At 68.3% G+C, this 24,482-nt stretch carries 27 protein-coding genes; 14 read left to right on the forward strand and 13 right to left on the reverse strand.

The window, feature by feature from the left end:
- Positions 1 to 122: 122 nt before the first annotated feature.
- The gene (locus FB600_RS15330; protein WP_261383403.1) at positions 123 to 872 is read right to left on the reverse strand and encodes a MetQ/NlpA family ABC transporter substrate-binding protein; all 750 of its coding nucleotides are present in this window, start codon (positions 870 to 872) and stop codon (positions 123 to 125) included.
- 370 nt (positions 873 to 1,242) lie between these two features.
- On the opposite strand from FB600_RS15330, the gene FB600_RS15335 reads away from it, so the two are divergent.
- The 6 genes from FB600_RS15335 (at position 1,243) to FB600_RS15360 (ending at position 5,971) form a co-directional block, all read left to right on the forward strand.
- Entirely contained in the window at positions 1,243 to 2,400 is a 1,158-nt protein-coding gene (locus FB600_RS15335; RefSeq protein WP_145756998.1) for a porin, read from the forward strand.
- A gap of 205 nt (positions 2,401 to 2,605) precedes the next feature.
- On the forward strand, positions 2,606 to 2,866 hold the full coding sequence (locus FB600_RS15340; RefSeq protein WP_013691577.1) for a DUF2866 domain-containing protein: 261 nt from the start codon (positions 2,606 to 2,608) through the stop codon (positions 2,864 to 2,866).
- A gap of 124 nt (positions 2,867 to 2,990) precedes the next feature.
- Complete coding sequence (locus tag FB600_RS15345) at positions 2,991 to 3,392, forward strand: DUF6232 family protein (RefSeq protein ID WP_098151396.1); 402 nt, start codon at positions 2,991 to 2,993, stop codon at positions 3,390 to 3,392.
- A 415-nt stretch (positions 3,393 to 3,807) separates the two neighbouring features.
- On the forward strand, positions 3,808 to 4,032 hold the full coding sequence (locus tag FB600_RS15350) for a hypothetical protein (protein WP_096752055.1): 225 nt from the start codon (positions 3,808 to 3,810) through the stop codon (positions 4,030 to 4,032).
- Positions 4,032 to 5,120 carry a FecCD family ABC transporter permease gene (locus FB600_RS15355; protein ID WP_145756997.1) on the forward strand — a complete coding sequence of 363 codons (1,089 nt, stop codon included), beginning with the start codon at positions 4,032 to 4,034 and terminating at the stop codon, positions 5,118 to 5,120. Before FB600_RS15350 ends, FB600_RS15355 begins: the two co-directional genes overlap by 1 nt.
- Positions 5,121 to 5,143: 23 nt before the next feature.
- Complete coding sequence (locus tag FB600_RS15360) at positions 5,144 to 5,971, forward strand: heme ABC transporter ATP-binding protein (protein ID WP_096752057.1); 828 nt, start codon at positions 5,144 to 5,146, stop codon at positions 5,969 to 5,971.
- Between the two features lie 93 nt (positions 5,972 to 6,064).
- On the opposite strand, the gene ltaE is transcribed toward FB600_RS15360, so the two are convergent.
- From ltaE to FB600_RS15380, 4 genes are all read right to left on the reverse strand, one after another.
- Positions 6,065 to 7,081, reverse strand: coding sequence for a low-specificity L-threonine aldolase (ltaE, locus tag FB600_RS15365; protein WP_013691581.1), 1,017 nt, complete (start codon positions 7,079 to 7,081; stop codon positions 6,065 to 6,067).
- Between the two features lie 167 nt (positions 7,082 to 7,248).
- On the reverse strand, positions 7,249 to 7,707 hold the full coding sequence (locus FB600_RS15370; RefSeq protein WP_227742705.1) for a MarR family winged helix-turn-helix transcriptional regulator: 459 nt from the start codon (positions 7,705 to 7,707) through the stop codon (positions 7,249 to 7,251).
- A 958-nt stretch (positions 7,708 to 8,665) separates the two neighbouring features.
- Positions 8,666 to 9,262 carry a YMGG-like glycine zipper-containing protein gene (locus FB600_RS15375; protein ID WP_096752058.1) on the reverse strand — a complete coding sequence of 199 codons (597 nt, stop codon included), beginning with the start codon at positions 9,260 to 9,262 and terminating at the stop codon, positions 8,666 to 8,668.
- A gap of 14 nt (positions 9,263 to 9,276) precedes the next feature.
- On the reverse strand, positions 9,277 to 9,645 hold the full coding sequence (locus FB600_RS15380) for a hypothetical protein (protein ID WP_096752059.1): 369 nt from the start codon (positions 9,643 to 9,645) through the stop codon (positions 9,277 to 9,279).
- Positions 9,646 to 10,267: 622 nt separating this feature from the next.
- Here FB600_RS15380 and FB600_RS15385 point away from each other — a divergent pair.
- From FB600_RS15385 to FB600_RS15395, 3 genes are read left to right on the forward strand one after another with little or no spacing between them, the layout of a single operon-like run.
- Positions 10,268 to 11,692 (forward strand): cytochrome ubiquinol oxidase subunit I, encoded by a 1,425-nt coding sequence (locus FB600_RS15385; RefSeq protein ID WP_013691585.1) that lies wholly within the window; start codon positions 10,268 to 10,270, stop codon positions 11,690 to 11,692.
- Between the two features lie 38 nt (positions 11,693 to 11,730).
- Complete coding sequence (gene cydB / locus FB600_RS15390) at positions 11,731 to 12,738, forward strand: cytochrome d ubiquinol oxidase subunit II (RefSeq protein WP_013691586.1); 1,008 nt, start codon at positions 11,731 to 11,733, stop codon at positions 12,736 to 12,738.
- Positions 12,710 to 12,889, forward strand: a complete 180-nt coding sequence (locus FB600_RS15395) for a hypothetical protein (RefSeq protein WP_013691587.1) — start codon at positions 12,710 to 12,712, stop codon at positions 12,887 to 12,889. Before cydB ends, FB600_RS15395 begins: the two co-directional genes overlap by 29 nt.
- 37 nt (positions 12,890 to 12,926) lie before the next feature.
- Here FB600_RS15395 and FB600_RS15400 read toward each other — a convergent pair whose 3' ends face one another.
- The 6 genes from FB600_RS15400 to FB600_RS15425 all read right to left on the reverse strand — a co-directional run bounded on the left by FB600_RS15400 (position 12,927) and on the right by FB600_RS15425 (position 18,325).
- Positions 12,927 to 13,850, reverse strand: coding sequence for a LysR family transcriptional regulator (locus tag FB600_RS15400; RefSeq protein WP_096752061.1), 924 nt, complete (start codon positions 13,848 to 13,850; stop codon positions 12,927 to 12,929).
- A gap of 152 nt (positions 13,851 to 14,002) precedes the next feature.
- Positions 14,003 to 14,713: an SDR family oxidoreductase gene (locus FB600_RS15405; protein WP_029950627.1), complete on the reverse strand. Its 711-nt coding sequence runs from the start codon at positions 14,711 to 14,713 to the stop codon at positions 14,003 to 14,005.
- A 67-nt stretch (positions 14,714 to 14,780) separates the two neighbouring features.
- A complete protein-coding gene (locus FB600_RS15410; RefSeq protein ID WP_105829466.1) occupies positions 14,781 to 15,359 on the reverse strand; it encodes an ester cyclase in 579 nt (192 codons plus the stop codon).
- A gap of 54 nt (positions 15,360 to 15,413) precedes the next feature.
- Complete coding sequence (locus FB600_RS15415) at positions 15,414 to 16,514, reverse strand: alkene reductase (protein ID WP_145756996.1); 1,101 nt, start codon at positions 16,512 to 16,514, stop codon at positions 15,414 to 15,416.
- A gap of 75 nt (positions 16,515 to 16,589) precedes the next feature.
- Entirely contained in the window at positions 16,590 to 16,976 is a 387-nt protein-coding gene (locus FB600_RS15420) for a VOC family protein (protein WP_096752062.1), read from the reverse strand.
- Positions 16,977 to 17,254: 278 nt separating this feature from the next.
- Complete coding sequence (locus FB600_RS15425) at positions 17,255 to 18,325, reverse strand: phytoene/squalene synthase family protein (protein WP_025099365.1); 1,071 nt, start codon at positions 18,323 to 18,325, stop codon at positions 17,255 to 17,257.
- 297 nt (positions 18,326 to 18,622) lie between these two features.
- Between FB600_RS15425 and FB600_RS15430 the strand changes: the two genes are divergently transcribed.
- Positions 18,623 to 18,910, forward strand: a complete 288-nt coding sequence (locus tag FB600_RS15430) for a hypothetical protein (protein WP_025099366.1) — start codon at positions 18,623 to 18,625, stop codon at positions 18,908 to 18,910.
- A 144-nt stretch (positions 18,911 to 19,054) separates the two neighbouring features.
- Here the strand turns inward: FB600_RS15430 and FB600_RS15435 are convergent, their stop codons facing one another.
- A complete protein-coding gene (locus tag FB600_RS15435) occupies positions 19,055 to 19,591 on the reverse strand; it encodes a carboxymuconolactone decarboxylase family protein (RefSeq protein ID WP_036028655.1) in 537 nt (178 codons plus the stop codon).
- 218 nt (positions 19,592 to 19,809) lie between these two features.
- On the opposite strand from FB600_RS15435, the gene soxR reads away from it, so the two are divergent.
- A complete protein-coding gene (gene soxR, locus FB600_RS15440) occupies positions 19,810 to 20,325 on the forward strand; it encodes a redox-sensitive transcriptional activator SoxR (protein ID WP_096752065.1) in 516 nt (171 codons plus the stop codon).
- Between the two features lie 2 nt (positions 20,326 to 20,327).
- Here soxR and FB600_RS15445 read toward each other — a convergent pair whose 3' ends face one another.
- Positions 20,328 to 21,260: a LysR family transcriptional regulator gene (locus FB600_RS15445; protein WP_013691597.1), complete on the reverse strand. Its 933-nt coding sequence runs from the start codon at positions 21,258 to 21,260 to the stop codon at positions 20,328 to 20,330.
- 206 nt (positions 21,261 to 21,466) lie between these two features.
- Between FB600_RS15445 and FB600_RS15450 the strand changes: the two genes are divergently transcribed.
- The 3 genes from FB600_RS15450 to FB600_RS15460 all read left to right on the forward strand — a co-directional run bounded on the left by FB600_RS15450 (position 21,467) and on the right by FB600_RS15460 (position 24,403).
- Positions 21,467 to 22,681: a YbfB/YjiJ family MFS transporter gene (locus FB600_RS15450; RefSeq protein WP_145756995.1), complete on the forward strand. Its 1,215-nt coding sequence runs from the start codon at positions 21,467 to 21,469 to the stop codon at positions 22,679 to 22,681.
- Between the two features lie 33 nt (positions 22,682 to 22,714).
- Entirely contained in the window at positions 22,715 to 24,025 is a 1,311-nt protein-coding gene (locus FB600_RS15455) for an MFS transporter (protein ID WP_175427823.1), read from the forward strand.
- A 159-nt stretch (positions 24,026 to 24,184) separates the two neighbouring features.
- On the forward strand, positions 24,185 to 24,403 hold the full coding sequence (locus FB600_RS15460; RefSeq protein ID WP_013691600.1) for a hypothetical protein: 219 nt from the start codon (positions 24,185 to 24,187) through the stop codon (positions 24,401 to 24,403).
- The last annotated feature ends 79 nt before the right edge of the window (positions 24,404 to 24,482 follow it).

The raw sequence follows: 24,482 nt of genomic DNA on the forward strand, positions 1-24,482 counted from the left end.
AAACGGCCGGCAACGCGTCGCTACGCGGCTGCCGGCCGTCATGACCCACGGTCGATCCTCCCCGTCGCGGCCCGTCACTCGGGCCGCTTCCCCCTGCCGGCCTTGCCCGGCAAGTCAGCCCCTCAGAACGCCGGCACGATCGCGCCGTTGAACTTCGCGTCGATGAACTTGCGCACGTCGTCCGATTCGTAGGCCGCCACCAGCTTCTTCACCCAGGGCTTGTCGCGATCCTGCGCGCGCACCGCGATCAGGTTCGCGTAGGGGCCCTTGAGATCCTCGATCGCGATCGCGTCCTTGACCGGCGTGAGGCCCGCCTTGACGGCGTAGTCGGTATTGATCGAGGCGGCGTCCAGGTCGGGCAGCGCGCGCGGCAACTGGGCCGAATCGAGCTCGACGATGCGGATCTTCTTCGGGTTCTCGGCCACGTCCAGCGGCGTGGCGTTCACGCCATTGCCGCCGACGCCCGGTTTCAGCTTGATGACGCCGTACTTCTGCAGCAGCAGCAAGGCACGGTTGCCGTTCGAGGGATCGTTCTGGATGCCGACCTTGGCGCCCACCGGCAGGTCCTTCAGCGACTTGATCTTCTTCGAATAGAAGCCCATCGGCGCGGTATAGGTCAGCCCGACGCTGACGATCCTGTAGCCGCGCTGCTTGATCTGGCTGTCGAGGAAGGGCTGGTGCTGAAAGCCGTTGGCGTCGAGATCGCCGGAATCGAGCGCCGCGTTCGGCTGCACGTAATCGTTGAATTCGATCACCTTGATCGGCAATCCGTCGTGAGCGGCCACTTTCGCCACTTCCGTCCAGATCTGCGCATCCGGTCCGCTCATGGTGCCGATCCGCAGCGGCGTGCCATCCGCCCGGGCCGCCGACATCAGCGCGACCGACAAGGTCCCGCCGACCACGGCAAGACGCGAAACCTGCGCGAACCACCCCGAATAACGCCGCATTGCGATCCCCTCTTCTGCCATGAACGAGCGGCGCATGCTCGCATGACCGGCCGGTCGGTCCAACCAAGCATTGCTGATGGGCATCGATGCTGTTGCGCGAAAAGCAAACGTGGAATCGTCATATCGATTGCGGGCGCAACCGTCATATCGCCTGCTGTGGTGCGGGCGCTACATTCTGAACTATGACAATCGCTGTCACATTCATTACCTGCCCCGCCGATAAAGTGCGCTCCGTTCCTTCCAAACGCCTTCAAGAGCGCGGAACCGCACAACCTTATTTCGCTCGGAGATTGCCTTGAACAAGAAACTGTTGACCACTGCCATGCTCGCCGCCACGGCCAGCGCTGCCCACGCCCAAAGCAGCGTCACGCTGTACGGCGTCATCGACGCCGGTATCAGCTACGTTAACCACAGCAAGAACGCCGCCGGCGGTTCGAGCAAGCTGTTCAAGTACGACGACGGCGTCGCACAGGGCAGCCGTTGGGGCCTGCGCGGCACGGAAGACCTCGGTGGTGGCCTGAAGGCGATCTTCGTGCTCGAAAACGGCTTCAACAGCGGCAACGGCACGCTGGGCCAGGGCGGCGCGATGTTCGGCCGTCAAGCCTACGTCGGCCTGAGCCAGACGCAATACGGCACGGTCACGTTCGGCCGCCAGTACTCGTTCTCGACCGACATCCTCGGCTCGAGCTACTCGACGGGTGGCAACACGGTCGTCGGTAACTACGCTTACCACGTCAACGACATCGACCAGTTGACCTCGAGCCGCATCAACAACTCGGTCAAGTACCAGAGCGCGAACTACTACGGCTTCACGTTCGGCGCCTTGTACGGCTTCTCGAACCAGGCTGGCGCGTTCGCCGGCGCGAACTCGACGACGGTCGGCACGACCACCACGGCGGGCTCGTCGCGCGCCTACAGCTTCGGCGTGAACTACGCGAACGGCCCGGCCTCGATCGGCGCGGCCTACACGGACATCCGCTTCCCGGGCCAGGCAACGCCGTCGTTCTCGACGACGATCGCCAACATCGGCACGGGCACGGTGCGTGACCTGCGCACCTTCGGCGTCGGCGGCCGCTACGTCTGGGGCCCGGCAACGGCATGGCTGCTGTGGACGAACACGCAGTTCGACGCGATCAACCTGGCCGGCACCAAGTACAACGCGTACGAAGCGGGCCTGAAGTACGCGCTGACGCCGGCGCTGTCGGGCGCCGTCGGCTACACGTATTCGAACGCCACGCAAGGCGGCAACTCGTACCACTGGAACCAGGTCAACGGCACGGTCGACTACGCGCTGTCCAAGCGCACCGACGTGTATGCCCTGGCTGTCTACCAGCAGGCTTCGGGCCACGGCGTGCAAGCGCAGATCGGCTCGAGCACCAGCTACTTCAACACGTCGGGCACGGGTTCGAAGAACCAGATCGCTGCTCGCGTCGGCATCCGCCACAAGTTCTAAGCAAGCGCTTCACTCGCGAAGACACTACGGCAGAAACGCCTCGCCATCCGGCGGGGCGTTTTTTTTCGGCTTTTAAGTTTCATTTAATTCTGGATTGAGAGCATCCTCTCACCCCCCCTGTTGGCCGCCTGAGCATCGGCGGCTTTTTTTTTGATCGTATGCCGGGCGGCAGCCGCCACCGGACGAGACAGGACCGGAGGAAACGATGATCGAAGATATTGTTTTCAGCCATCTCCCCATGATTCTGACGCGCGAGCACGCGTTCCCGGTCCAGAGCTGCCGCGTCTCGGTGGCCATGCAACGTCCCTGGGGCCGACCTTATCGGCTGGTCGAGTGGACCATGCACCTCGACGCCCCCGCACGACGCCGCATCGTCCCCGCCGAAAGCACCGACGAGCAGATCGCCGAGGCGGTCGCCTCGCACGTGCCGGGCCGGCTCTACGAGGACGGCGCCTCGCTGTTCTGACGCGCCGTTCGCGGCGGCGCGGCATTCAGGTTTCCTGATCGTCGTCATCCCGCCAGCCGGCCGTCACGGGCAGGCGCGGCGGGAATTCTGCTACCCTCCCCGTTTTCCGCTACGCATCTCATCCATGGAAAACGCATTCAACGAACGTGGCGTCAGCGTGACCCGCAACGGCCTGTCCTGCGCCGGGCTGGTGTTCCCGCTGCGCGAGATTCGCGACCTGACCGTGGTCACCGTCAACAAGAACGCGGTCGTGCCGATCCTGATCTCGCTGATCGGCGTGGCCGCGATCGCGGCCGGCGCGGTCTATGCCGTCAGCGGCGGCATCGTGGTCGGCGCGATGCTGGCCGTGGTCGGCTACCTGACCTGGATCACCCAGGACGTCACCTACCGGCTGATGGTCGATACCGCCGAGGGCAAGCGCGAGGCCGTGGTCAGCGTCGAGCGCGAGTTCGTCGAACAGGTCGCCCAGGTGGTGCGCGACGCCAAGGCCGCGCAGCCGGCCGCCACGGCGGCGGCTGCGAAATAGGCCGGGACGTCGGGCCCGCGGGCTCGATTGGCCGCGTGAGCGGTTTGGTTTTGCCTTTGCATGGCCCGGAGCGATCCGGGCCATGAGTCGTTTACACACCCGCTTATCTTCGTTTATGCCCGGCATTTTCCCCGTCCGTCCTTGCCGGCTGGACGGCAACGGGGACGACGGGCTGGCGCCAGGCCGCGCCCCGGCTTGAAGGGGTTCGTCGCGATCGACCGTTAGTTGCTTATTGGATCGGTCAACTCGTGCTTTTGCCCATGAAATACGACTACCCGGCGTTGTACTGATAATCATTCTCATCTAAGATCGCAGCTTTACGACTGTCTTTCGCCGGCCCGGCAGGTCGGCGGCACGCCAGCCAGGTGGATCTGCCACCGAGCCAGCCAAGCTCGACGCCTCAACGGGAGATCCCATGCACCGACATCCGCTGTTCCGCCGACTGCGCCGCGTGGCGCCGGCCGGCGCCTTCGACCTCCAGCAGCCCGGCACCGCCGCGGCGAACCCCGCTTCCGGCTCCGCCTTCGCGGTGGACGCGTATCAGGATCCGCTCGAGGCCGGCTGCGCCTCGTCCAGCGCGACCGCCGGCCAGGGGCGCGATGCCTCGGCCGCTGCCGTCACCGATCCGACCACCACCTGATGCCCGGCCTCTCCACGCTCGCCGGCAGCGGACCGGCCGCTCACACCGGCACCTCGGCGATCGCGCGGCGTCGCACGATCGCGCGCGCGATGCTGGCCGCCACCGCCATCGCGCTGCTGCTCGCGATGCTGGCCGCCAGCTGCATCGGCGCCTACCGCCTGACGCCCGCGCAATTGCTGGCCGCGCTGTTCGCGCCCGATGCCTCGTTGCAGCAGGCGCGCGCGGTCCTGCTCGAGATCCGCGCGCCGCGCGTGGTGCTCGCGGCCCTGGTCGGCATCGGTTTCGGCACGGCCGGCGCGGCGATGCAGGCACTGTTCCGCAATCCGCTCGCGGATCCTGGCCTGGTCGGCGTCTCGAGCGGCGCGGCCCTTGGCGCGGCCGGCCTGATCGTGCTCGGCCCGATGCTTGCGTCCACAACCATTCCGGCCGGCTGGCTGCCGCTGGCCGCGTTCGCCGGCGCGCTGGCGGTGGCCGCCCTGGTCTATCGGCTCGCCGCCACGCGCGGCCGGCTCGCGCTGCCGCTGCTGTTGCTGGCCGGCATCGCGATCAATGCACTGGCCGGCGCGGCGATCGGCCTGCTCACCTATATCGCCAGCGATGCGCAACTGCGCTCGCTGACCTTCTGGAGCCTCGGCAGCGTGGGCGGCGCGCAATGGTCGACGCTGGCGGCGGTTGCGCCGCTGACGCTGGCCGGCACCGCCTGGCTCGCGCGCGAACGCGACGCGCTCAATGCCCTGCAGCTCGGCGAGGCGGAGGCCCTGCACCTGGGCGTGCCGGTAAAGCGCGTCAAGCGCGGCGTGCTGGCCGCCACCGCGCTCGGCATCGGCGCGCTGGTTTCCTGCACCGGCGTGATCGGCTTCATCGGCCTGGTCGCGCCGCATTGCGTGCGGCTCGTCTGCGGGCCCGACCAGCGCGTGGTGATGCCGGGCGCGGCCCTGCTCGGCGCGCTGCTGGTGGTGGTGGCCGACCTGGTCGCGCGCACCGTGGTCGCGCCCGTCGAGATTCCGCTCGGCATCCTGACCGCGCTGATCGGCGCGCCGTTCTTTCTCGCGCTGCTGCGCAAGAGCCGCGACGCGCTCGGCGGCTGATGCGGCGCACTTCGAGTCCTCCCATGCTGATCGCCGATCGTCTCTCCATCGCCCGCGGCCGCACCGAAGTGCTGCGCGGGCTCTCGCTGCGGCTCGTGCCGGGCGCCGTGACCGCCTTGCTGGGCCCCAACGGCGCCGGCAAGAGCACCTTGCTCAAGGCCCTGGCCGGTGAATTCCACGGCGCGGGCGCCGCGCGCCAGGTGCGCCTGGGCGGGCGCGTGACGCTGAACGGCGCAGCGCTCGAGCATCTCGGCGCCGCCGCGCTGGCGCGCCTGCGCGCGGTGCTGCCGCAAGCCGCGCAGCCGGCCTTTCCCTTCGTCGCCGACGAACTGGTGATGCTCGGGCGTTATCCGCATACGCGACGCGCCGGCGCGATCGCCGCGCGCGACCACGAGATCGTGCGCGAGTCGCTGGTGCTGGCCGGCGCCGGCGCACTGGCCGGCCGCGACGTGACGACCCTGTCGGGCGGCGAGCTGGCGCGCGTGCAGTTCGCGCGCGTGCTCGCGCAACTCTGGCCCGAGCACGACGCGCGAGACGCCGGCGCCGCGCCGCGCTATCTGCTGCTGGACGAGCCGACCGCGGCGCTCGACCTCGCGCACCAGCACCATCTGCTCGGCACGGTGCGCGAGTTGGCGCGCGACTGGCGGCTCGGCGTGCTGACGATCGTCCACGATCCGAACCTGGCCGCGCGCCATGCCGATCGCGTCGCGCTGCTGGCCGACGGCGAGGTGTTGGCCGAAGGCACGCCGGCCGAGGTGATGCGGCCGGCGCTGATCGAGCGCTGTTTCGGTTTCGCGGTGAAGATGATCGAGACGGGCGACGGGGCGCCGCCGGTGATGGTGCCGGCCTGAGGGGCCGGTGAAAGCGAATAGGAAACGAGATCGGGGAAGCGGCAGGGCAACGCAACCGCCCGCGCATCGCGCGCGGGCCGCGATGCGCATCGCTCAGCCGCGCCCCTTCTGCGCGAAGTACGCGCCCACCGCCTCGACGAAGGTATCGATATCATCGCCCGACACGTCGCGATGCGTGACGAAGCGCGAGGCATAGAGCATCTGCGTGAGGATTCCGCGCGTTTTCAGCCAGGCTTCGAGCGGCGCGCAGTCGGCCTCGGGGAATTGCGCGAACACCATGTTGGTGGCCTGCGAGAGCACCTTCACCTGCTCGATGCGCGCCAGGCCCTCGCCCAGGCGCGCGGCGTTCGCGTGATCCTCGGCGAGGCTCTCGACATGATGGTCGAGCGCGTACAGACAGGCTGCCGCCAGCACGCCCGACTGGCGCATCCCGCCGCCGAGCACCTTGCGCCAGCGCGCGGCGCTCTCCAGCAGCGCGCGGCTGCCCACCAGCACCGAGCCGACCGGCGCGCCGAGCCCCTTCGAGAAACAGATCGAGATGGTATCGAACGGCGCGCACAGCGCCGCGAGCGGCTTGCCGCTCGCCACCGCCGCATTGCACACGCGCGCGCCGTCCAGGTGGGTGGCCAGGCCCTTGCCGCGCGCCAGCGCGGTGGCCTCGTCGACATAACCGGCCGGCAGCACCTTGCCGCCGATGGTGTTCTCGAGCGCGAGCAGGCGCGTGCGCGCGAAGTGGTTGTCGATGGGCTTGATCGCGGCGGCGATCCGCTCGAGCGGCAGCGTGCCGTCGGCGGCATTGTCGATCGGCTGCGGCTGGATGCTGCCGAGCACCGCCGCGCCGCCGCCTTCGTATTTGTAGGTATGGGCCTGCTGGCCTACCAGGTATTCGTCGCCTCGCCCGCAATGGGCCATCAGCGCCGCGAGATTGCTCTGCGTGCCGCTCGGAAAGAACAGGCCGGCTTCCTTGCCGGCCCGCTCGGCCACCGCGGCCTGCAATCGTGCGACGGTCGGATCATCGCCCCAGACGTCGTCGCCGAGTTCGGCGGCAGTCATCGCGGCCAGCATCGGCTGGCTCGGGCGAGTCACGGTATCGCTACGTAGATCGATCATCGGGGCGTCCTCGGAGAAGCGTCGGCATCGCCGACGCGTGAACCTGGAAAAAATCCGAGTGTACGCAATTCACTGCGCGCTTGCGTGCCGAGGCATGAAAACGGGCAGTGAACCCCGAAACAATACAGACCGGTATCCCTTGCAGTGAAACCGGCGATCGCGAACAATCAGGCGTTTTCCTCGCAACAGACATGCAGGTCGCGACCCGTGCCATCGGCCTGCACCGCGCGTTCGAGATTCGCGTTGACGCGGCATAGCAGGGTAGCGAGTTGCGCGCGCTCGTCCTCGCTGAAGCCGTCGAGCGCGATGCGCCCGGCCTCGTCGAGCACGGCCTTGCCCTCGGGCAGCTTGCGCATCGCATCCTCGGTCAGGGAGATCAGGCGGCTGCGCTTGTCGGCCGGGTCGGGCACGCGACATACCAGGCCGTCGCGCTCCATGCGGTTGAGCAACTGCGCCATGCTCGGCTGCTCGACCTGCATGCGCCGGGCAAGCTCGGCCTGCGACAAGGCACCGGAAACCTTCAAAAGGCCCAGCACGGGGACCTGGCTGAGCGCGAAACCGAGTTCGCGCAAGGGCCTGTCGACGACGCGCGTATAGAGTCGCGTGGTGAGGCCTACCAGTTTCAATGGAGGTGTCGATGAATCTTCCATCTCGCGGAGCATCTCTCAGAAATTAGTTGATTAAAAAATGGTAATCGATCGTCCCGGCTTTTCCCATATACGACTGTAAATAACCGTTACCAAAACCGTGGAATGTGTGAAACGAGGATTAGCCGCTGCCGCCAAAAATGCCGGCCGATTCGAACCGCGTCACACCGGCCCTTGCACGATCGCAGTGCATTCGCCCGCACTGGAAGGCACCGATTCGGAACGTCGGGTATCGCAGCGCATCGACGCCGCACGATACCGTGAGCGGACGCACGGCGCGTTCCCGCCTGCGAATACCCGCAATATCGACACGTGCCCCTTCCGCTAAAGCTCCCTATTTGCAGACAACTTGAGCTTGATCAAAGTATTGACATGCGAACCCTCGGGGTCGGAGCCAACCCGTGCTTCGAAAACATTGCATATGCATGGTTTATCCCGAGGTTTATCGGGTTCGTGGCCATCCGCACGCGCTCACGACTGCCCAGGTTTCAGCGGAAATTGGCAAGTCGGCGGGATGGATGATGGCGAAAAATGCGAATGGGTTGCAATATCAGTTGCGCGCGCAACTGATATTCCTGGAAAGAAGACATAAACCATACATGCGTTCCGAAATTCGACACGATAGGTCGCGGGACCTTGCGAAGGCCTCTCGCCGAAATCTCGAAGTTTGTGATTACTAGCGTGAGAAGCTAATGCCGGCACGATGAAAGACCGGATTACGAAGGATTAACGAGGGGAGATGAAGAGACGGGGAAATGCGTGGAAGCGCTCGGACGAGGTGCCTCGTCGAGGGTATCGTCGCTTGTCGTGGTCGGAGGAAAGCGCGTGATGCGTCGCCTCGCATGATGCCGTCGAGCCCGCCGCAGCGATTCGACGCGATGTGATGCGATGCGCGGCGCGCATGCATCACATCATGCCGGGTCATGCGACAGGTCAATCAATCCGGTGGCGGCATGTCGGGCGGCGGAGGCGGCGTATATCCGCGATTGCCGCCATAAGCACCGCCCTGGTAGCCCGCGTTCGGCGGCGGTCCGCCATACGCGCCGCCACCATAGCCACCACCGTTGCCACCATAGGCCCCGCCGCGCACGCGGCCCGGCACCGGCACGCGATCGCCGGCCGCGTACATGCATTGCATGTACGCGTAGTCGTAGCGACGCTGCACGTCATAAGCCGAGCCCTGCGCGGTGCCCATGCCGACCACGCTGCCCGCGAGCAAGCCGGCACCCGCGCCGACCGCCGCGCCGCGTCCGCCGTTGAAGGCCGCGCCGGCCGCCGCGCCGAGCGCGGTGCCGATCGCCGCGCTGCCGACCGCGCTCGCGGTGGCCGCCTGGTTGGCCGACACGCCGCCGACCTGGTTGGCGGCGTACTGACGGCAGTTGCCGTCGTCGACCTGGAACTGGTCGAAGCTCTTGCCAGTGCCGGGCAAGGCCATCACGCTGGGTCCGGGCGGCATCACCGCGCAGGCGCTCAGCAAGCCGACGCCGGCCGCGACGAGCGCCCAGCGCCCGCCATTGCGAATTTCGAATCTCATGGCTCGCCTCGTCATCATTGCGGCGGCCGGGCCGGCACTTCACGCCAGCCCGACGAGCAGGTCTTCACATAGGGGTAGTAGCGACGCGAGGCGTTGCAGTAATACCAATAACCCGGCTGCAGCGGCGGCGCGCCGGCATCGGGCGGCGGCGGCGCCGGTTCGGGCTGGCCCTGCTCGACATACTCGGGCGGCGGCGCCGGCTCGACCGGCACCGCGACCAGCGGCGGCGGCGCGTAGTAGATGGGCGGTGGCCCCCAATACGGCCCCCAGCCGGGACCCCAGCCTGGGCCGATGAACACCCCCACCCGCGCCGCATGGGCGGCACTCGTGGCGGTCACGGCGGCGATCGCCGCGACGCCGAGCACGATCTTCAGTTTGCTCACTTCACGCTCCGGGATACACGGGACACTGGCCCCGCGATTGTCGATACCCGAGACGCTACTCGCGCGTGCCGCGACTTCAATTACGAGTCTGCGCAAGGATTTTGCCGGTCGTTACAAGCGTGTCGAGATGATGGCGGAATGGTCTTTCATCGTTCGATCCGCATTACCCGGTAACGCGCGGAAATATTTGGGAAGGCGGCCTGGCACGCCACCTCGGCGGCTTCGTCAGCGCAGTGGAAGCGATACGACAGGCAAGCGAAAATACCCGCCCGCCGCCGCCGCTTCGCGCTGCATATGGCTCGCCCGATGCCGCGCTGTCGCAACCTCCCGCCTTGCCCCCGCCCCCTCCCGGATATAGCGGTTGATTGCCGCAGGTGCGGCGCGCCACCGCATCCAAGCCCTCACCGATCGGCCGCCATTTTTTTGATGCTTATCAACGCGTTATCTCGATATTGATCGAGAGCAGGAAAACCGCGCGCACAAAGTGCGACGAGTTGGCACATTTCACCGAGGAATCGCGATCCCGATACTGCCCACATCCCCGATGCCGCGATGTATCGCGCGGCGAAGGGAGGGCCGCCCGGCACCCGCCCGCGGCCGTCGCACGATCGGTCACACGCTCATGGAAACCGCCCTGTCTGCCCTGGATCTGGCCCGCCTGCAGTTCGCCTTCACGGTCTCGTTCCACATCGTCTTCCCCGCCCTCAGCATCGGCCTCGCGAGCTTCATCGCGGTACTCGAGTATCGATGGCTGAAGACCGGCGAGCCGCACTACAAGACGCTTTGCCTCTACTGGTCGAAGATCTTCGCGGTGGCCTTCGGGATGGGCGTGGTGTCGGGCGTGGTGATGAGCTACGAGTTCGGCACCAACTGGGGCGGCTTCTCGAGCTTCGCCGGCGCCGTCACCGGCCCGCTGCTGATGTATGAGGTGATGACCGCCTTCTTCCTCGAGGCCGGCTTCCTCGGCATCATGCTGTTCGGCTGGAACCGCGTGAGCCCGCGCGCCCACTTCGGCGCGACCCTGATGGTGGCGATCGGCACGCTGATCTCGACCTTCTGGATCCTCGCCTCCAACAGCTGGATGCAGACCCCGCAGGGTTTCGAGATCGTCGACGGCCGCGTGGTGCCGACCGACTGGCTCAAGATCATCTTCAATCCCTCGTTCCCGTACCGGCTCGCCCACATGGCGATCGCGGCCTTCATCGTCGCCGCGCTGGTGGTGGCCGCCACGGGCGCCTGGCACCTGCTCAAGGGTCGCCGCGACAAGACCGTCACCACCATGTTCTCGATGGCGCTGGGCCTGCTGCTGATCCTCGCGCCGATCCAGGCGGTGGTCGGCGACCAGCACGGCATCAACACGCTCAAGTACCAGCCGGCCAAGATCGCCGCGATCGAGGGTCTGTGGGAAACCGAGCAGGGCGGCACCGCGCTGAACCTGTTCGGCATCCCCGACATGCAGGCCGAAACCACCCATTACGCGCTCAAGGTGCCGCACCTCGGCAGCCTGATCCTCACGCACAGCTGGGACGGCGAGATCCGCGGCCTGAAGAGCTTCCCTGCCGAGGACCGGCCGAACTCGACCCTGGTGTTCTGGACCTTCCGCGTGATGGTCGGCCTGGGCTTCGCGATGATCGGCCTGGCACTGGCCGGCTGGCTGCTGCGCCGCCGCGGTCGCCTCTACGAGGCGCGCTGGTTCCACAAGCTCGCGCTGGTGATGGGGCCGACCGGCTTCATCACGCTGCTGGCCGGCTGGATCACCACCGAGGCCGGCCGTCAGCCCTGGGTCGTGTACGGCGTGATGCGCACCGCCAACGCCGCCTCGCCGCTGACCACGCAGCAGGTCGGGCTGTCGCTGCTGACCTTCATCTGCGTCTACTTCCTGGTGTTCGGCACCGGCATCTACTACCTGCTGAAGCTGATCAACGCCGGCCCGGCGCTGCCGGACGCGCCGCAAGGCCCGCACGGCGACGATGGCGGCAAGCGCCACGGCGAGCAATCGGGCCGCCGCCCGCTGTCCGCGCCCGAGCAGATGATCGACGCGGCCTGAACGCCTCGGCCACGACAGAACACGCACAAGGAACCATCATGGACATCACCGTCATCTGGGCAGCGATCATCGCGCTCGGCCTCTTCATGTACGTGGTGCTCGACGGCTTCGACCTCGGCATCGGCATCGTCTTCCCCTTCTTTCCCGACGAACGCGAGCGCGACCTGATGATGAACACCGTCGCGCCGGTCTGGGACGGCAACGAGACCTGGCTGGTGCTGGGCGGCGCCGGGCTGTTCGCGGCCTTCCCCGTCGTCTACTCGACGGTCTTGTCGGGGCTCTACCTGCCGCTGATCTTCATGCTGGTCTGCCTGATCTTCCGCGGCGTGTCCTTCGAGCTGCGCGCCAAGGCGCGCCGCACCAAGCATCTGTGGGACCTGGCCTTCATCGGCGGCTCGGCCGGCGCGACCTTCTTCCAGGGCATCGCGCTGGGCGCCTACCTGCAGGGCATCCCGGTGCGCGACGGCCAGTTCGCGGGCGACCCGTTCGGCTGGCTCAGCGCCTTCTCGCTGCTGACCGGACTGGGCCTGGTGGCCACCTACGCGTTGCTCGGCTGCTGCTGGCTGGTGGCGAAGACCGAGGGCGACCTGCAGCGCCGCCTGCATCGCGTGGTGCTGCCGCTGACCCTGGTGCTGCTGGCCTTGATCGGCATCGTCAGCCTGTGGACGCCGCTGCAGGAGCCCGCCGTGGCGCAGCGCTGGTTCGGCTCGGGCCTGTTCGTCTACCTGATGCCGGTACCGTTCCTGGTGGTGGCCTGCGGGGCCTGGATGGTTCGCGCGGTGCGCCAGCGCCGTGATACGCTGCCCTTCGTGCTCGCGCTGGCGATCGTCGCGCTCGGCTACATCGGCCTGCTGGTGAGCCTGTTCCCGTATGCGATCCCGCGCAGCGTCACGATCTGGCAGGCGGCCGCGCCGCATTCGAGCCAGGTCTTCACCCTGGTCGGCGCGGCCGTGATCATCCCGATCATCATCGCCTACACGACCTTGGGCTACTGGGTATTCCGGGGCAAGATCCGCCATGAAGACCAGCACTACTACCACCACTGAAAACCGCGCCGCCGCAGCCGGCGGCAAGCGCCGCCTGCCGGGCTGGCTGTGGTTCGTCCTGCTCTGGATGGGCGGCGTGGCCGGCGCGGTCGCGCTCGGCTACGCCTTCAAGATCTTCATGAACCTCACGCTGTTCGCCGTCACCAGGTAGGCCCGGGCACTTCGGCGCCGACGTGGCGGCGCGCCGCTCAACGCAGGAACGGCGCGATCTCCTCGGCGGCCTCGCCGAATCGTTCCTGCAGGAAGTCGAGCAGCGCACGCACCCGCGGCGCCAGGTACTGGCTGCGCTGGAACAGCGCGTGCACCGGCATCTCGGGGCAGCGCCACTCGGGCAGCAGCATCACCAGCCGCCCCGCGCGCAGGTCCGCGCCCACGTCCCAGATCGACTTCATCACCACGCCGCGTCCCTCGATCGCCCATTCCCGCGCCAGCGCGCCGTCGTTGGTCTGCCGGGCGCGCGCCAGCGGCGCGCTCACCTGCACCGTCTCGCCCTCGCGCGAGAACTTCCACTGGTTCGCCACCCCGGCCGAGGAACTGAGCAGCACGAAACGATGCTCGCCGAGTTCCTCGGGATGGCGCGGCGCGCCATGCGCGGCCAGGTAGGCGGGCGAGGCGCACAGCACGCGGCGGTTGTCGGCCAGGCGCTTGGCGACCATGCCGCTGTCGGCCGGCAAGCCGAAGCGGATCGCCAGGTCGATGTCGTCGTGCAGCAGGTTCGACAGCGAATCGGCCAGCACCAGGCTCAGCGCCACCTGCGGATGCAGGTCGTTGAATTCGTCGAGCCAGCGGCGCAGCACCACGCGGCCGAAATCCGAGGTCGCCGACACGCGCAGCGCGCCGCCGATCGAGGCGCGCCCGAGCTGCAGCGCGCTGCGCGCGTCGTCGAGCGTCTGCAGCGCGTGCTGGCAATGCGCGAGATAGAGCCGCCCCTCGTCGGTCAGGCGCAGCTTGCGCGTCGAGCGCTCGAACAACTGCGTGCTCAACGCGCCCTCCAGCTTGATCAGCCGCGCGCTGGCCGCCGCCGGCGAGAGGCCGAGCTTGCGGCCGGCCGCCGACAGGCTGCCTAGGTTCGCGGCTTCCACGAAGAGACGGATGTCGCCGAGGTTGTCCATGCTGGCGGGTCGCGTGATGGCGGGAGCGTGATCGGGCCGGGCACGGCAGCGCCCGGACGGCGCCGCGCAGCGCTTCGGCGCGGCAGGGGCATGGTAACGCGAGGCGCGCGCCACACGAACGGGCGCGCGGGAGAAATCGGGCGGGCCTCGCCTCAGGCGATCGCGCCGCCGCCGTCGACCAGCACGGTCGAGCCGGTCGCATAAGGCGTCGCGGCGAGATAGACGATCGCGTTCGCGACATCCTCCGGCTGCCCCACGCGCCGCGCCGGCAGGCGTGCCGCCGCGCCCGCGTACATCTTCTCGCGCGCGGCCTCGTCGAGCTTCGACCATAGCGGCGTCGCGATCATCCCCGGCGAAACGGTATTGACGCGCACCGGCGACAGCTCCAGCGCGAGGCCGCGAGCCAGCGCCTCGAGCGCGGCATTGATCGCCCCCTGCAGCACCGATGCGCTGCTCGGCCTCACGCTGAGGAAGCCCGAAACCAGCGTGAGCGAGCCGCCCTCGCGGATCCGCGCCGCCCGCGCGACGCGGTAGGCGCCCCAGAACTTGCTGTCCATCGCGGCCTGCGCGTCCTTCAGTTCGAGACCGCGCACCGGGCCGGTGGCCGTCTGCGCCGCCGACACCACCACATGGTCGAACTCGCCCGCCGCATCGAGGAAGGCGCGCACGCTCGCCTCGTCGGTGATGTCCATCACGCCGGTGCGCACGCCCTGGCCGATCCGCGCCGCGCTGGCGGCCAGCTTGCCGCTGTCGCGCGAGACGATGGTCACCGTCGCGCCGCGTTCGACGAAGGCGCGCGCCGCCGCCTCGCCGATGCCCGAGCTGCCGCCCACCACCAGTACCTGCTTGCCGTCGAAATTCATGATGCCTTCCTCCCTTCGATGATTGCCGATGGACGCCCGCCCGGGCGCCCTTGCGATGCGCCCTGGTTCAGGGCTTCACGACGCCCAGTTGCCGCAGGAACGTCAGGTTGTCCTCCAGATGCCAGTTCTCGGCGATCCGGCCGTCGCGGATCCGGTAGATGTCGGTGGCGATGAAGTCGACCGGCTGGCCCTTGCCCTGCACGCCCTGGAAGCTGCCGCTGAAGTGTCCGCGAAAGCGCAGGTGCGTGATCACGCGGTCGCCGGCCACGATCATCTGCTCGACCTCGGCATGCACGTCGGGCACCGCGGCATGAAATCCCTTCGAGGCCGCCAGCGGCCCGGCCAGGCCTTGCGGCCGACCCGGCGGCAAGGTGCGGTCCATGAAGTCGGGAGCAAGCGCCTCGCGTGCCTGTGCCTCGTCGCCGGTGGTCCAGAACGTGTCGTAGAGCCGGGCCGCGCGAATCTGCGCGGCCAGTTGTTGCGGCGGCAGGCTATGGTCGACGATCAACTGCTTCGGCTGCACCAGTTGATCGTCGCCGTTCGGTGCGGCGATGGCCGGCGACGCGAAGATCGCCATCAACGCCAGGGCCGCGGCTGCCAGCCCCGTACTTGCTTGTATCGATCGGGTTTTCATCTTGACCTCCATCCTTGTTCATCGCTCGTGAAATGCGCGCCTCGTGATTCGAGAGCCACGCGCCGCTCAGCGGGCCAGCACCGGGTAGTCGCTGTAGCCGCGCTCGTCGCCGCCGAACAGCGTGGCGCCGTCGAAATCGGCCAGCGGCAGGCCTTCGGCGAGCCGTCGCGGCAGGTCCGGATTGGCGACGAACTTGCGTCCGAACGCGATGAAATCGGCATAACCGTTCGCCAGCACCCAGTTGGCGCGCTCGAGGTCGTACTTGCCCGCCACGATGATCGGCCGCGCGAAGCGCTCGCGGATCTCGCGGCGGAAGCTTTCGGTGAATTGCGGGGCATCGTCCCAGTCGGCCTCGACCAGGTGCAGGTAGGCGATGCCGCGCGCCTGCAGCCAGGCCGCCGCGTCGAGGATGGTCGGCAGGATGTCGGGGCAGGCCATGCCGCGCGCGGTCAGGAACGGCGCGAGGCGGATCGCGGTGCGCTCGGCGCCCACTTCCGCGGCCACCGCGTCGACCACCTCCTGCAGGAAGCGCAGGCGGTTCTCGCGCGAGCCGCCGTATTCGTCCTCGCGTCGGTTCGAGGTGGTGCGCAGGAACTGATCGACCAGGTAGCCGTTCGCGCCGTGGATCTCGACGCCGTCGAAGCCGGCCTCGATCGCCCTGCGCGCGGCCTGGCGGAAGTCCTGCACGATCTGCCGGATCTCCTCATGGCGCAGCTCGCGCGGCGTCGGGCAGTCCACCATCGCGCCGATGCCGGTGGCCGGATCGACCTTCCAGATCTGGCCGTCGAAGGGCACCGCCGAGGGCGCCACCGGCAGTTCGCCGCCGTGGAAATCGGGATGCGACATGCGCCCGACGTGCCACAGCTGCAGGAAGATGCGGCCGCCCTCGGCATGCACGGCATCGGTCACCAGGCGCCAGCCTTCGCGCTGCGCATCGCTGTGGATGCCGGGCGTGAATGAATACCCCTTGCCCTGCGGCGTGATCTGGCTGGCCTCGGTCACGATCAGCGCCGCCGAGGCACGCTGCGCGTAGTAGCGCGCATTCATCGCGTTCGGGATGTCGCCGGGCTGGGTGCTGCGGGCACGCGTCATCGGCGCCATCACGATGCGGTGGGCGGTGTCGTGGCCGGCCAGTTTGGCGGGGCTGAAGAGTTCTGCAGTGCTCATGGTCGATGTGTTCCAGGCGAGAAGTGGATCGGTTTGGATTCGGGTTTGGGAAGACGGAAGCGGCCTGCGCGGGGCTCAATACGCGGCCGGGCCCAGCGCGGTGACGAATTCGAAGGCGACGCCGGGCGCGAGCGCCACGAACAACTGCAACTCGTTCGACAGCGGCACTTCGCTGAGCTGGTAGCCGATGCCGCGATGGTCCAGGCGTTCGACCAGGGCATGCCATTCGTCGCGATCCTCGATGCGCAGCGCGAGGTGATCGATGCGCGGCACGCTGCGCGCGGCCATGGCCGCCACGGTGGCGCGCACCACGTGGATCACCGGGCGGCCGGCGGCATAGAACCAGCCGCCGTCCACCGCGAACGGCGGACGCGCGCCGCGCGTCAGGCCGACCACCTCGGCCAGGAAGCGGCAGGTGCTGTCGAGCTGGTCGGTGACGATGGTCGCGTGATCGAGTTGCATGATTCGCCCTGGGCGGTGAAGAACCGGTGCCCATTCTGAATACGACGGTCGATATTGATAATTAGGCCGACGCTTGAAGTATTTTCAAATTTTTTGGAAAGATCGCGAAAATCGAGCAAGCGACGGGCGACGCAAGGGAAAGGCGGGAGGGAGAAGCGAGGCTTCAGGCGAATGCCGAAGCGCTCGAGATCAAGGCAGGCGAGGATGCAGGGCGCAGGGCGCGCCGCTGTTCGACGATATCGCGGCTGGCCGGCTCACCGCGCCGGCCGCGCCACGTCTCAACGGTGACGCGCGACCACGGCGGCGTCGAGCACCCGCTCGATATCACCGAGCAGGCGATCGAACCAGCGACGCAGCGAGCCATTCGAGAGCGAACGCGGGATCGACCACGCCACCGCCTTGTAGACCTCGTTGCGACGCACCTTCGAGGCGCGGCCCGGCTCGATCCAGTTCGGGTTCGACACCAGCAGCCGCAAGGTCATCAAGCCGATCACGATCGGCCAGATGCAGGCCAGCCGCAGCCGCATCGCGCGCGGCGGGATCGCGAAGGTGTAGTCGATGCCGGCACGGTAATGCGCCAGCGCGACGCGCACCAGGTCGAACATCACCGGACGCGCGAGCTGCGAGGCATCCTGGCCGAGCAGGTCGCCGGGTGCGATGCGCCCGCGCGCGAGGCGATCGGCGGGCAGGTAGCAGCGGCCGATCCGCAGGTCCTTGGCCGCGTCGCGCAGCACGTTGGTGAGCTGCAGCGCCTTGCCGAAGCGGATCCCTAGCGCCTTCATCTCGTCGGCATCGCGCTTCACCACGCCGGGCTCGTGCAGGAAGGTCATGGTGGTCCAGAACTCGCCGACGCAGCCGGCCACCATGTAGGTGTAGCGATCGAGCGCGGCATCGTCGGGCAACGCGACCAGTTGCCCCGAGGTTTCGTCCGGGAACGTGACCAGGTCGAATTCCATGCCCTCGCTCAGCGTCGTGACGATGCCGCGCACGGCCGCGCGATCGGCGTCGTCGAGCTGCGCCAGGATCCCGAGCGCCGGGCCCAGCGACTCGAGCAGCACCTTCTCGTCGGAATCGGTCTGCTGGCCCGCCACCTCGGCGGCGATGCTGCGCAGCGCGGCCTCGTCGGGCCGGCCATTGACCTGCGCGCGCAGCGACAGCAGCCATTCGAGGCGCCGCGCCGGCGGCAGCAGGGAAGTGTCGGCGATCGTGTCGGCCGCGCGGGCCAGCAGATAGGCCAGACCGATCGGATCGCGCATGCCGACCGGCAGCACGGCGAGCGTCAGGTAGAACGAGCGCGATACCCCTTTCAGCAGGGGGCCGAGCAGGAACGCGCGGGAAGCTTGGGTCATGCGATATGGGATCAGTCGTGAATTCCGGGCTGCCGCATTGTAGCCGGCAATGCGGCCGGGGCCGTGGCGGGAGGGCGTTGGCGGTTTATGCGCAAAAAGTTTTATTTTTTTAGTGCGTCCGAAAAAGTACTACAAATTTCGGACAAACCGCCAGTCATCCGATTGCCGGTACCGGACACGCGCGCAACAAAAACGCGCCCCACTGCGCATAAATACGAGCAAGCCACGACCTATCGCTCCGCTTACCCACCGCGATGCGTACAATCGCACCCATTTGAACCCAAGGTGGTGCCGACGATGGCAATGAAGAAGACGGATCTGGAAAAGAACAAGGCGCTGAAGCTGACGCAATCGATGAAGGCATCGAGCTCGCAGCGCTTCGGCAAGGGCGCAACCGACACGGCCGCGCTCGATCGGCGCGAGCGCCGTCGCATCGAGCAGGCGCAAGGCCTGGTGCCGTTCGCCTGCAAGCTCAATGTCGAGTTGGTCGCGGACCTGCAGAAGCAGGCGGCCGATCATCCCGAAGGCATGACCGGCCTGTTGACCGAGCTGCTGACGGCCGGCCTCGCGCAACGCGCGCAGTAAGGCCGAAGCCGGCGGCCCGCAGCCAGTCAGGCTGCCGGGCACCGGCCCCTTGCGGGCCCGCGCGAGTCACCCCTCGCGCCGCGGCCCCGGCCTTCCGATACGCGGCACGGCCCTTTCGGCCAGGCTCGCCGCGCTTACCTCCCCTCACGCCACCGCCGGAAAATCCAGCGTCGTGTCGTTGGCGCGATTCACGAGGTTGGTGAACGTGATCGACGCGATCGCGAGGCTGACCTCGATCACCTGACGTTCCGTGAAGCCGGCCGCGATGAAGTGGTCGAGCTGCTCGGCCGGCACCGTGCCGCGCGTGCTCACCACGCTGCGCACATAGGTCACCAGCGCGTCGCGCTTCACATCGCCGGTCGGCTCGCCGGCGCGGATCTGGCGCATTGCTTCCGGCGACAGCCCGGCGAACTTGCCGGCCAGCGTATGGGCGGCAATACAGTAGTCACAGCCGGCGTTCTCGCTGACGGCGAGCTTGATCGTCTCGATCTCGGCCTTGCTCAGCGTGCCGCCGGCCAGGATCGCGTCGATGCCGAGCATGGCGGCCAGCGCTTCGGGATGGTGGGTGCCGATCGTCGCGTAGGCGTTCGGCACCTTGCCGACGGCCTTGCGGATCTTCGTGAACAGTTCGGCGGTGCTGCCGGTTGCATCGGCGACGGCGAGGGTGGACAGACGGGACATGGTGCGCTCCTGGTTTCAGTGGGTCGTCACGGCTGTGACGGTGAAGCCAGTTTAGGCGCGTCAGGCGAGTTGATTAATGCTCGCATCTCGCATATTCATGCTCATTCGTCTCATTTCATCCACCGTCACGCCGTATCAGCATCTCGAGGACTAGAGTGGCGGACAGCCTGAAAGCTCAAGTGAACTTGAAGAAAACGGAAAATTTTCGGGAGGCTCGAATGACCGTCCAGCGCAAGACCCCGGACCCGCTGATGCCGATCAGCGAGGTGGCCAAACGCAGCGGCGTGGCCGCCTCGGCGCTGCGTTTCTACGAATCGCGCGGGCTGATCGAATCGGTGCGGCAGGGCAGCAGCCGGCGCTCGTTCCCGCGCTCCTCGCTGCGCCGCATCGCCTTCATCGTGTTCGCGCAGCGCATCGGCTATTCCCTGGACGAGATCGCCGGGCAACTGGCCAGCCTGCCCACCGCCAAGCTGCCGGCCAATCGCGACTGGCAGCGGCTCTCGGCAGGATGGAAGCAGCGCGTGAGGGACAAGATCGAGGAGCTGGAACGGCTCGATATCGACCTGGACCACTGCATCGGCTGCGGGTGCCTGTCGCTCAAGCGCTGCAAGCTGACCAATCCCAACGACCGGGCCGCGCGCTCGGGGCCCGGCGCGCGGCGCTGGCTCGGCGATCCGCCGCCGGGGGATCTGCCGCCGGTAGTCGCCGCGGATGCCGAACGCGGCGAGGACTGAATTCAGGCCGCGACCGTCGGCTCCTGCGCGCCGCGCCGCCCGCGCACCGGCACGCCCGTCCTCGACTGCCGATAGACGCGCCTGGCCAGCTCCAGGAAGGCCGTCATCGCGCTCGACACATAGCTGTCCTCACGACGCACGAACAGCGTCTCGACCATCGCCAGCTCGCGCGGCAGGCGATGGATGGCGACGTCGCCGGCGGTCACCGCGTCGGCCACCACGCCCTTGGGCAGCAGGGTGATGCCGACGCCGGCCGACACGCAGTTGACGATCGCGTCGAGCGAGCCGAATTCGAGCGGCCTGGCCACCACGATCCCCAATCCCGCGAGAAACGCGTCGAGCCGCTGGCGATACGAGCAGCCGAACTGGAACACCACCGTCTTCAGGTCGCGCGCGCCGGGCAGGTCCTTCAGGGTGCGGATCGCCGGGCTGGTCACCAGCACCAGTTCCTCGGTGAACACCGGCTCGACATGCAGGGCCGGATGCCGGATCGGCCCGGCCACGAAGGCGCCGTCGAGCCGGTAGTCGATCACGTCCTGCATCAGCCCGGCGGTGGTGCCGGCGCTCACCACCAGCCGCACGTCGGGCCAGGTGCGCGCGTATTCGGTCAGCAGCGGCGACAGGCGCAGCGCCATGGTGGTTTCGAGCGTGCCCAGCGTGAGCGTGCCGGTCGGCTCGCCGCTGTCGGTGGCCGCTGCGCGCGCCTCCGACACCAGTTGCGAGATACGGCCGACGAAGGGCAGCATGCGCTGCGCGGCCGGCGTGATGGTCACGCCGCGCGCGTGACGCTGGAACAGCGCCACGCCGAGTTCGTCCTCGAGCGCGCGGATCCGCGCGGTCACGTTCGACTGCACCGTGTGCAGCTCCGCCGCCGCCTTGTTCATGCTGCCATGGCGGGCGACGGCTTCGAAGGTCTTCAGGTCGGCTATGTCCATGATCGTCAGGAGTACGCGTGAAAACGTGCAGGCGCCGCGCGGGCTATCGATGAACCGATTGTAGCGAGGCGGCCCGCGCGCCGGGTAACGGGAAATCAGCATAACAGCTATCTCGATTCCAGATATCCCTTATCTCGACAAATCAGTTCTGAGGATCGGTGATCGCGCGTACGCTGCGGCTATCGAATCGAGTGAAGGGAACGCATATGGAACGCGCCGTCGACTCCCACGCTCACGCGAGGCGCGAGACGCGCGGCGTGAGCCTCGGGCGGGCCACCCTGTCCGGCTTCAGCGCCAGCCTGGTCGGCATCGGCCTGGCGCGCTTCGCCTATACGCCGCTGCTGCCGGCGATCGTCGACGCGCACTGGTTCGCGCCCTCGCTGGCCGCCTATCTCGGTGCGGCCAACCTGGCGGGCTACCTGGGCGGCGCGCTGGCGGGCCGCGCGCTGGCCGCCCGGGCCGGCGTCACGCTGACGCTGCGCACCATGATGCTGCTGGCCACCCTCGCCTTCGTGGCCTGCGCCTGGCCGCTGTCCTTCAGCTGGTTCTTCGCCTGGCGTTTCCTGGCCGGCATCGCCGGCGGCGCGCTGATGGTGCTGGCCGCCCCGACCGTGCTCGCGCACGTGCCGGCCTCGCGCCGCGGCCTGGCCGGCGGCGTGATCTTCATGGGCGTGGGCGTGGGTGTGGTGGCCTCGGGCACGGTCGTGCCGCTGCTGCTGCAGCGCAGCCTGCAGGACACCTGGCTCGGGCTGGCCCTGCTCTCGCTGGTGCTGACCGCGCTGGCCTGGCACGGCTGGCCGCGCGAGACCGCGCCGCGCGCCGCCGCGCCCGCGAGGCATCGCCGCACGAGCACGCCGCGCCCGCTGCGCGCGCTCTACGCCGAATACGCGCTGAACGCGGCCGGCTGGGTGCCGCACATGATCTTCCTGGTCGACTACGTCACGCGCGGCCTCGGCCAGAGCCTGCAGGTGGGCGCCGAATACTGGGTGCTGTTCGGCGTCGGCGCCACGCTGGGGCCGGTGCTGGCCGGCGCGCTGGCCGACCGGATCGGCTTCGGCCACGCGCTGCGCCTGGCCTTCGTGCTCGAGATCGGCGGCGTGGCGATTCCCGTGCTAGGACTCGGGCCGTTCTGGCTGATGCTGTCGAGCGTGCTGGTCGGCGCCTTCGTCACCGGCACCGTGCCGCTGGTGCTGGGGCGCCTGCACGAGCTGCTCGCCCATCATCCTTCGCAACAGGACCCGGCGTGGCGTACCGCCACGGTCGGCTTCGCGCTGTGCCAGGCGCTCGCCGCCTACGGCCTGTCCTACGTGTTCTCGCAGAACGGCGGCGACTACCGCATGCTGTTCGCGATCGGCACCGCGGCGATGCTGCTGGCGCTCGCGATCGACCTCGTCGCCGGCATCCAGGCCCGCAAGACCTGAACCCCGCACGGCTTGTCCAAGGAAGACACCACCATGTCCCGCCCCGCCGCCGCTCCCGAGCTCGCCGTCCCGTCCCAGCAGCCCCAGCCGCCCGAGGCGCGCGCCTACGTCGAGCGCAATGCCGCCTACTGGCGCCGCAACCTCGCCGTCTGCGTGTTCGGTTCGTTCACCACCCTGGTGAGCCTGAGCATGCTGCTGCCCTTCCTGCCGCTCTATGTCGAGCAGCTCGGCGTGCATTCGCCGGCCGGCATCGTGCAGTGGTCGGGCGTGGCCTTCGGCGCGACCTTCTTCGGCACGGCGATCACGGCGCCGCTGTGGGGGCGCCTGGCCGACCGCTACGGCCGCAAGCCGATGCTGGTGCGCGCCGCGCTCGGCATGGCGGTGGTGATGTCGCTGATCGGCATCGCGCACAGCGTCGCGCAACTGGTGGCGCTGCGCCTCGCGGCCGGCCTGATCGGCGGCTACGCCTCGGCCTCGATCGTGATGGTCGGCACCCAGGCACCGCGCGAGCGCGCCGGCTGGGCGCTCGGCGTGCTGTCCACCGGCGCGCTGGCCGGCAACCTGGTAGGGCCGCTGGTGGGCGGCTTCCTGCCGGGCCTGGTCGGCATTCGCGGCACCTTCTTCGTGGGCGGCGCGATGATCGCGGTGGCCGCGGCGGCCACCATCGGCCTGGTGCGCGAGGATTTCGACCGGCGCATCGACGCGCGCCGCGACAGCGCGGGTGCCACGAAGGCCGGCCGGGCCGCCATGCCGCGCGCCGCCGGCCGCGCCGCGCTCGGCGCGCTGCTGCTGACCGCCATGATGGTGCTGCTCGCCAACATGTCGATCGAGCCGATCATCACCGTCTACATCGGCCAGCTCGGCGTGGCGCATGCCGCGCTGGCGCGCACCGCCGGCATCGTGATGGCCGCCTCCGCCTTCGGCAGCATGCTGACCGCGCCGCGCCTGGGCGCCCTGGCGGATCGCATCGGCGGCTGGCCGGTGATCATCGGCTGCCTGCTGGTGACGGGCCTGGTGATGCTGCCGCAGGCCTTCGTCACGCACTGGTGGCAGCTCGCCGTGCTGCGCGGCGCGATGGGCATGTCGCTGGCCGGCCTGCTGCCGGCGATCGCCAAGCTGGTGCGCCATTCGGTCGAGGAACACCGCTCCGGCAGCGTGCTCGGCTACCTGCAGTCGGCGCAGTTCTCGGGGCAGGTGGTGGGGCCGCTGATCGGCGGGCAGATCGGTGCGCATGTCGGGCTGCATGCGGTGTTCTTCGTCACCAGCGCGCTGCTGGTGCTGTGCGCGGCGCTGAATGCCTGGATCCACCTCCGGGGCCGGATTGCGGGCTCGGCGGGACGCTGAGGCAGGCTGCGGCGGCGTTCGGCGACATCGCTCCGGATCGGCGCAGATCGCGCGCCCCGCCCGGCATTGCTGCGTCGCACGAATTATTTTTTTCGGGCTTGGCGCGGGACTATTGACGTGCGATAACCGGGTTATCCCTTAGTCACCCGGAGCAAGACGATGGCCACGCTCGAGGCATTCCGCTCGGTGCTCGACGACGCGCACACGCCGGAAATCATCCGCAACCACATCATCGATTCGCTGCAGTACGCGCTGCGCAACTACGGCCAGGTGTTCACCACCAAGGAAGTGGAATGGCTCAGCACCTGGGACGATCCACGCATTCCGCTGGCGGCGCGCAAGGAGATCGCCAAGCGCGAGCCGGCGCACGCCGACTGAAGCGCTGAGGTTGAAGCATTGAAGCAGCGGGTCGGCCGTGCCGCGCGCGCGAGCCGGCCCGAGCATCGGCCGCCGCCTG

The sequence above is a fragment of the Burkholderia sp. SJZ089 genome, assembly GCF_007828315.1.
GTDB lineage: Bacteria > Pseudomonadota > Gammaproteobacteria > Burkholderiales > Burkholderiaceae > Burkholderia > Burkholderia gladioli.

Excerpts from the sequence above, each read along its gene's own strand:
- FB600_RS15330 (WP_261383403.1), bottom strand. The coding sequence starts at position 872 with ATGTCGGCGGCCCGGGCGGATGGCACGCCGCTGCGGATCGGCACCATG.
- FB600_RS15340 (WP_013691577.1), top strand. The coding sequence starts at position 2,606 with ATGATCGAAGATATTGTTTTCAGCCATCTCCCCATGATTCTGACGCGC.
- FB600_RS15345 (WP_098151396.1), top strand. The coding sequence starts at position 2,991 with ATGGAAAACGCATTCAACGAACGTGGCGTCAGCGTGACCCGCAACGGC.
- FB600_RS15350 (WP_096752055.1), top strand. The coding sequence starts at position 3,808 with ATGCACCGACATCCGCTGTTCCGCCGACTGCGCCGCGTGGCGCCGGCC.
- FB600_RS15355 (WP_145756997.1), top strand. The coding sequence starts at position 4,032 with ATGCCCGGCCTCTCCACGCTCGCCGGCAGCGGACCGGCCGCTCACACC.
- FB600_RS15360 (WP_096752057.1), top strand. The coding sequence starts at position 5,144 with ATGCTGATCGCCGATCGTCTCTCCATCGCCCGCGGCCGCACCGAAGTG.
- ltaE (WP_013691581.1), bottom strand. The coding sequence starts at position 7,081 with ATGATCGATCTACGTAGCGATACCGTGACTCGCCCGAGCCAGCCGATG.
- FB600_RS15375 (WP_096752058.1), bottom strand. The coding sequence starts at position 9,262 with ATGAGATTCGAAATTCGCAATGGCGGGCGCTGGGCGCTCGTCGCGGCC.
- FB600_RS15385 (WP_013691585.1), top strand. The coding sequence starts at position 10,268 with ATGGAAACCGCCCTGTCTGCCCTGGATCTGGCCCGCCTGCAGTTCGCC.
- cydB (WP_013691586.1), top strand. The coding sequence starts at position 11,731 with ATGGACATCACCGTCATCTGGGCAGCGATCATCGCGCTCGGCCTCTTC.
- FB600_RS15395 (WP_013691587.1), top strand. The coding sequence starts at position 12,710 with ATGAAGACCAGCACTACTACCACCACTGAAAACCGCGCCGCCGCAGCC.
- FB600_RS15400 (WP_096752061.1), bottom strand. The coding sequence starts at position 13,850 with ATGGACAACCTCGGCGACATCCGTCTCTTCGTGGAAGCCGCGAACCTA.
- FB600_RS15405 (WP_029950627.1), bottom strand. The coding sequence starts at position 14,713 with ATGAATTTCGACGGCAAGCAGGTACTGGTGGTGGGCGGCAGCTCGGGC.
- FB600_RS15410 (WP_105829466.1), bottom strand. The coding sequence starts at position 15,359 with ATGGAGGTCAAGATGAAAACCCGATCGATACAAGCAAGTACGGGGCTG.
- FB600_RS15415 (WP_145756996.1), bottom strand. The coding sequence starts at position 16,514 with ATGAGCACTGCAGAACTCTTCAGCCCCGCCAAACTGGCCGGCCACGAC.
- FB600_RS15420 (WP_096752062.1), bottom strand. The coding sequence starts at position 16,976 with ATGCAACTCGATCACGCGACCATCGTCACCGACCAGCTCGACAGCACC.
- FB600_RS15425 (WP_025099365.1), bottom strand. The coding sequence starts at position 18,325 with ATGACCCAAGCTTCCCGCGCGTTCCTGCTCGGCCCCCTGCTGAAAGGG.
- FB600_RS15430 (WP_025099366.1), top strand. The coding sequence starts at position 18,623 with ATGGCAATGAAGAAGACGGATCTGGAAAAGAACAAGGCGCTGAAGCTG.
- FB600_RS15435 (WP_036028655.1), bottom strand. The coding sequence starts at position 19,591 with ATGTCCCGTCTGTCCACCCTCGCCGTCGCCGATGCAACCGGCAGCACC.
- soxR (WP_096752065.1), top strand. The coding sequence starts at position 19,810 with ATGACCGTCCAGCGCAAGACCCCGGACCCGCTGATGCCGATCAGCGAG.
- FB600_RS15445 (WP_013691597.1), bottom strand. The coding sequence starts at position 21,260 with ATGGACATAGCCGACCTGAAGACCTTCGAAGCCGTCGCCCGCCATGGC.
- FB600_RS15450 (WP_145756995.1), top strand. The coding sequence starts at position 21,467 with ATGGAACGCGCCGTCGACTCCCACGCTCACGCGAGGCGCGAGACGCGC.
- FB600_RS15455 (WP_175427823.1), top strand. The coding sequence starts at position 22,715 with ATGTCCCGCCCCGCCGCCGCTCCCGAGCTCGCCGTCCCGTCCCAGCAG.
- FB600_RS15460 (WP_013691600.1), top strand. The coding sequence starts at position 24,185 with ATGGCCACGCTCGAGGCATTCCGCTCGGTGCTCGACGACGCGCACACG.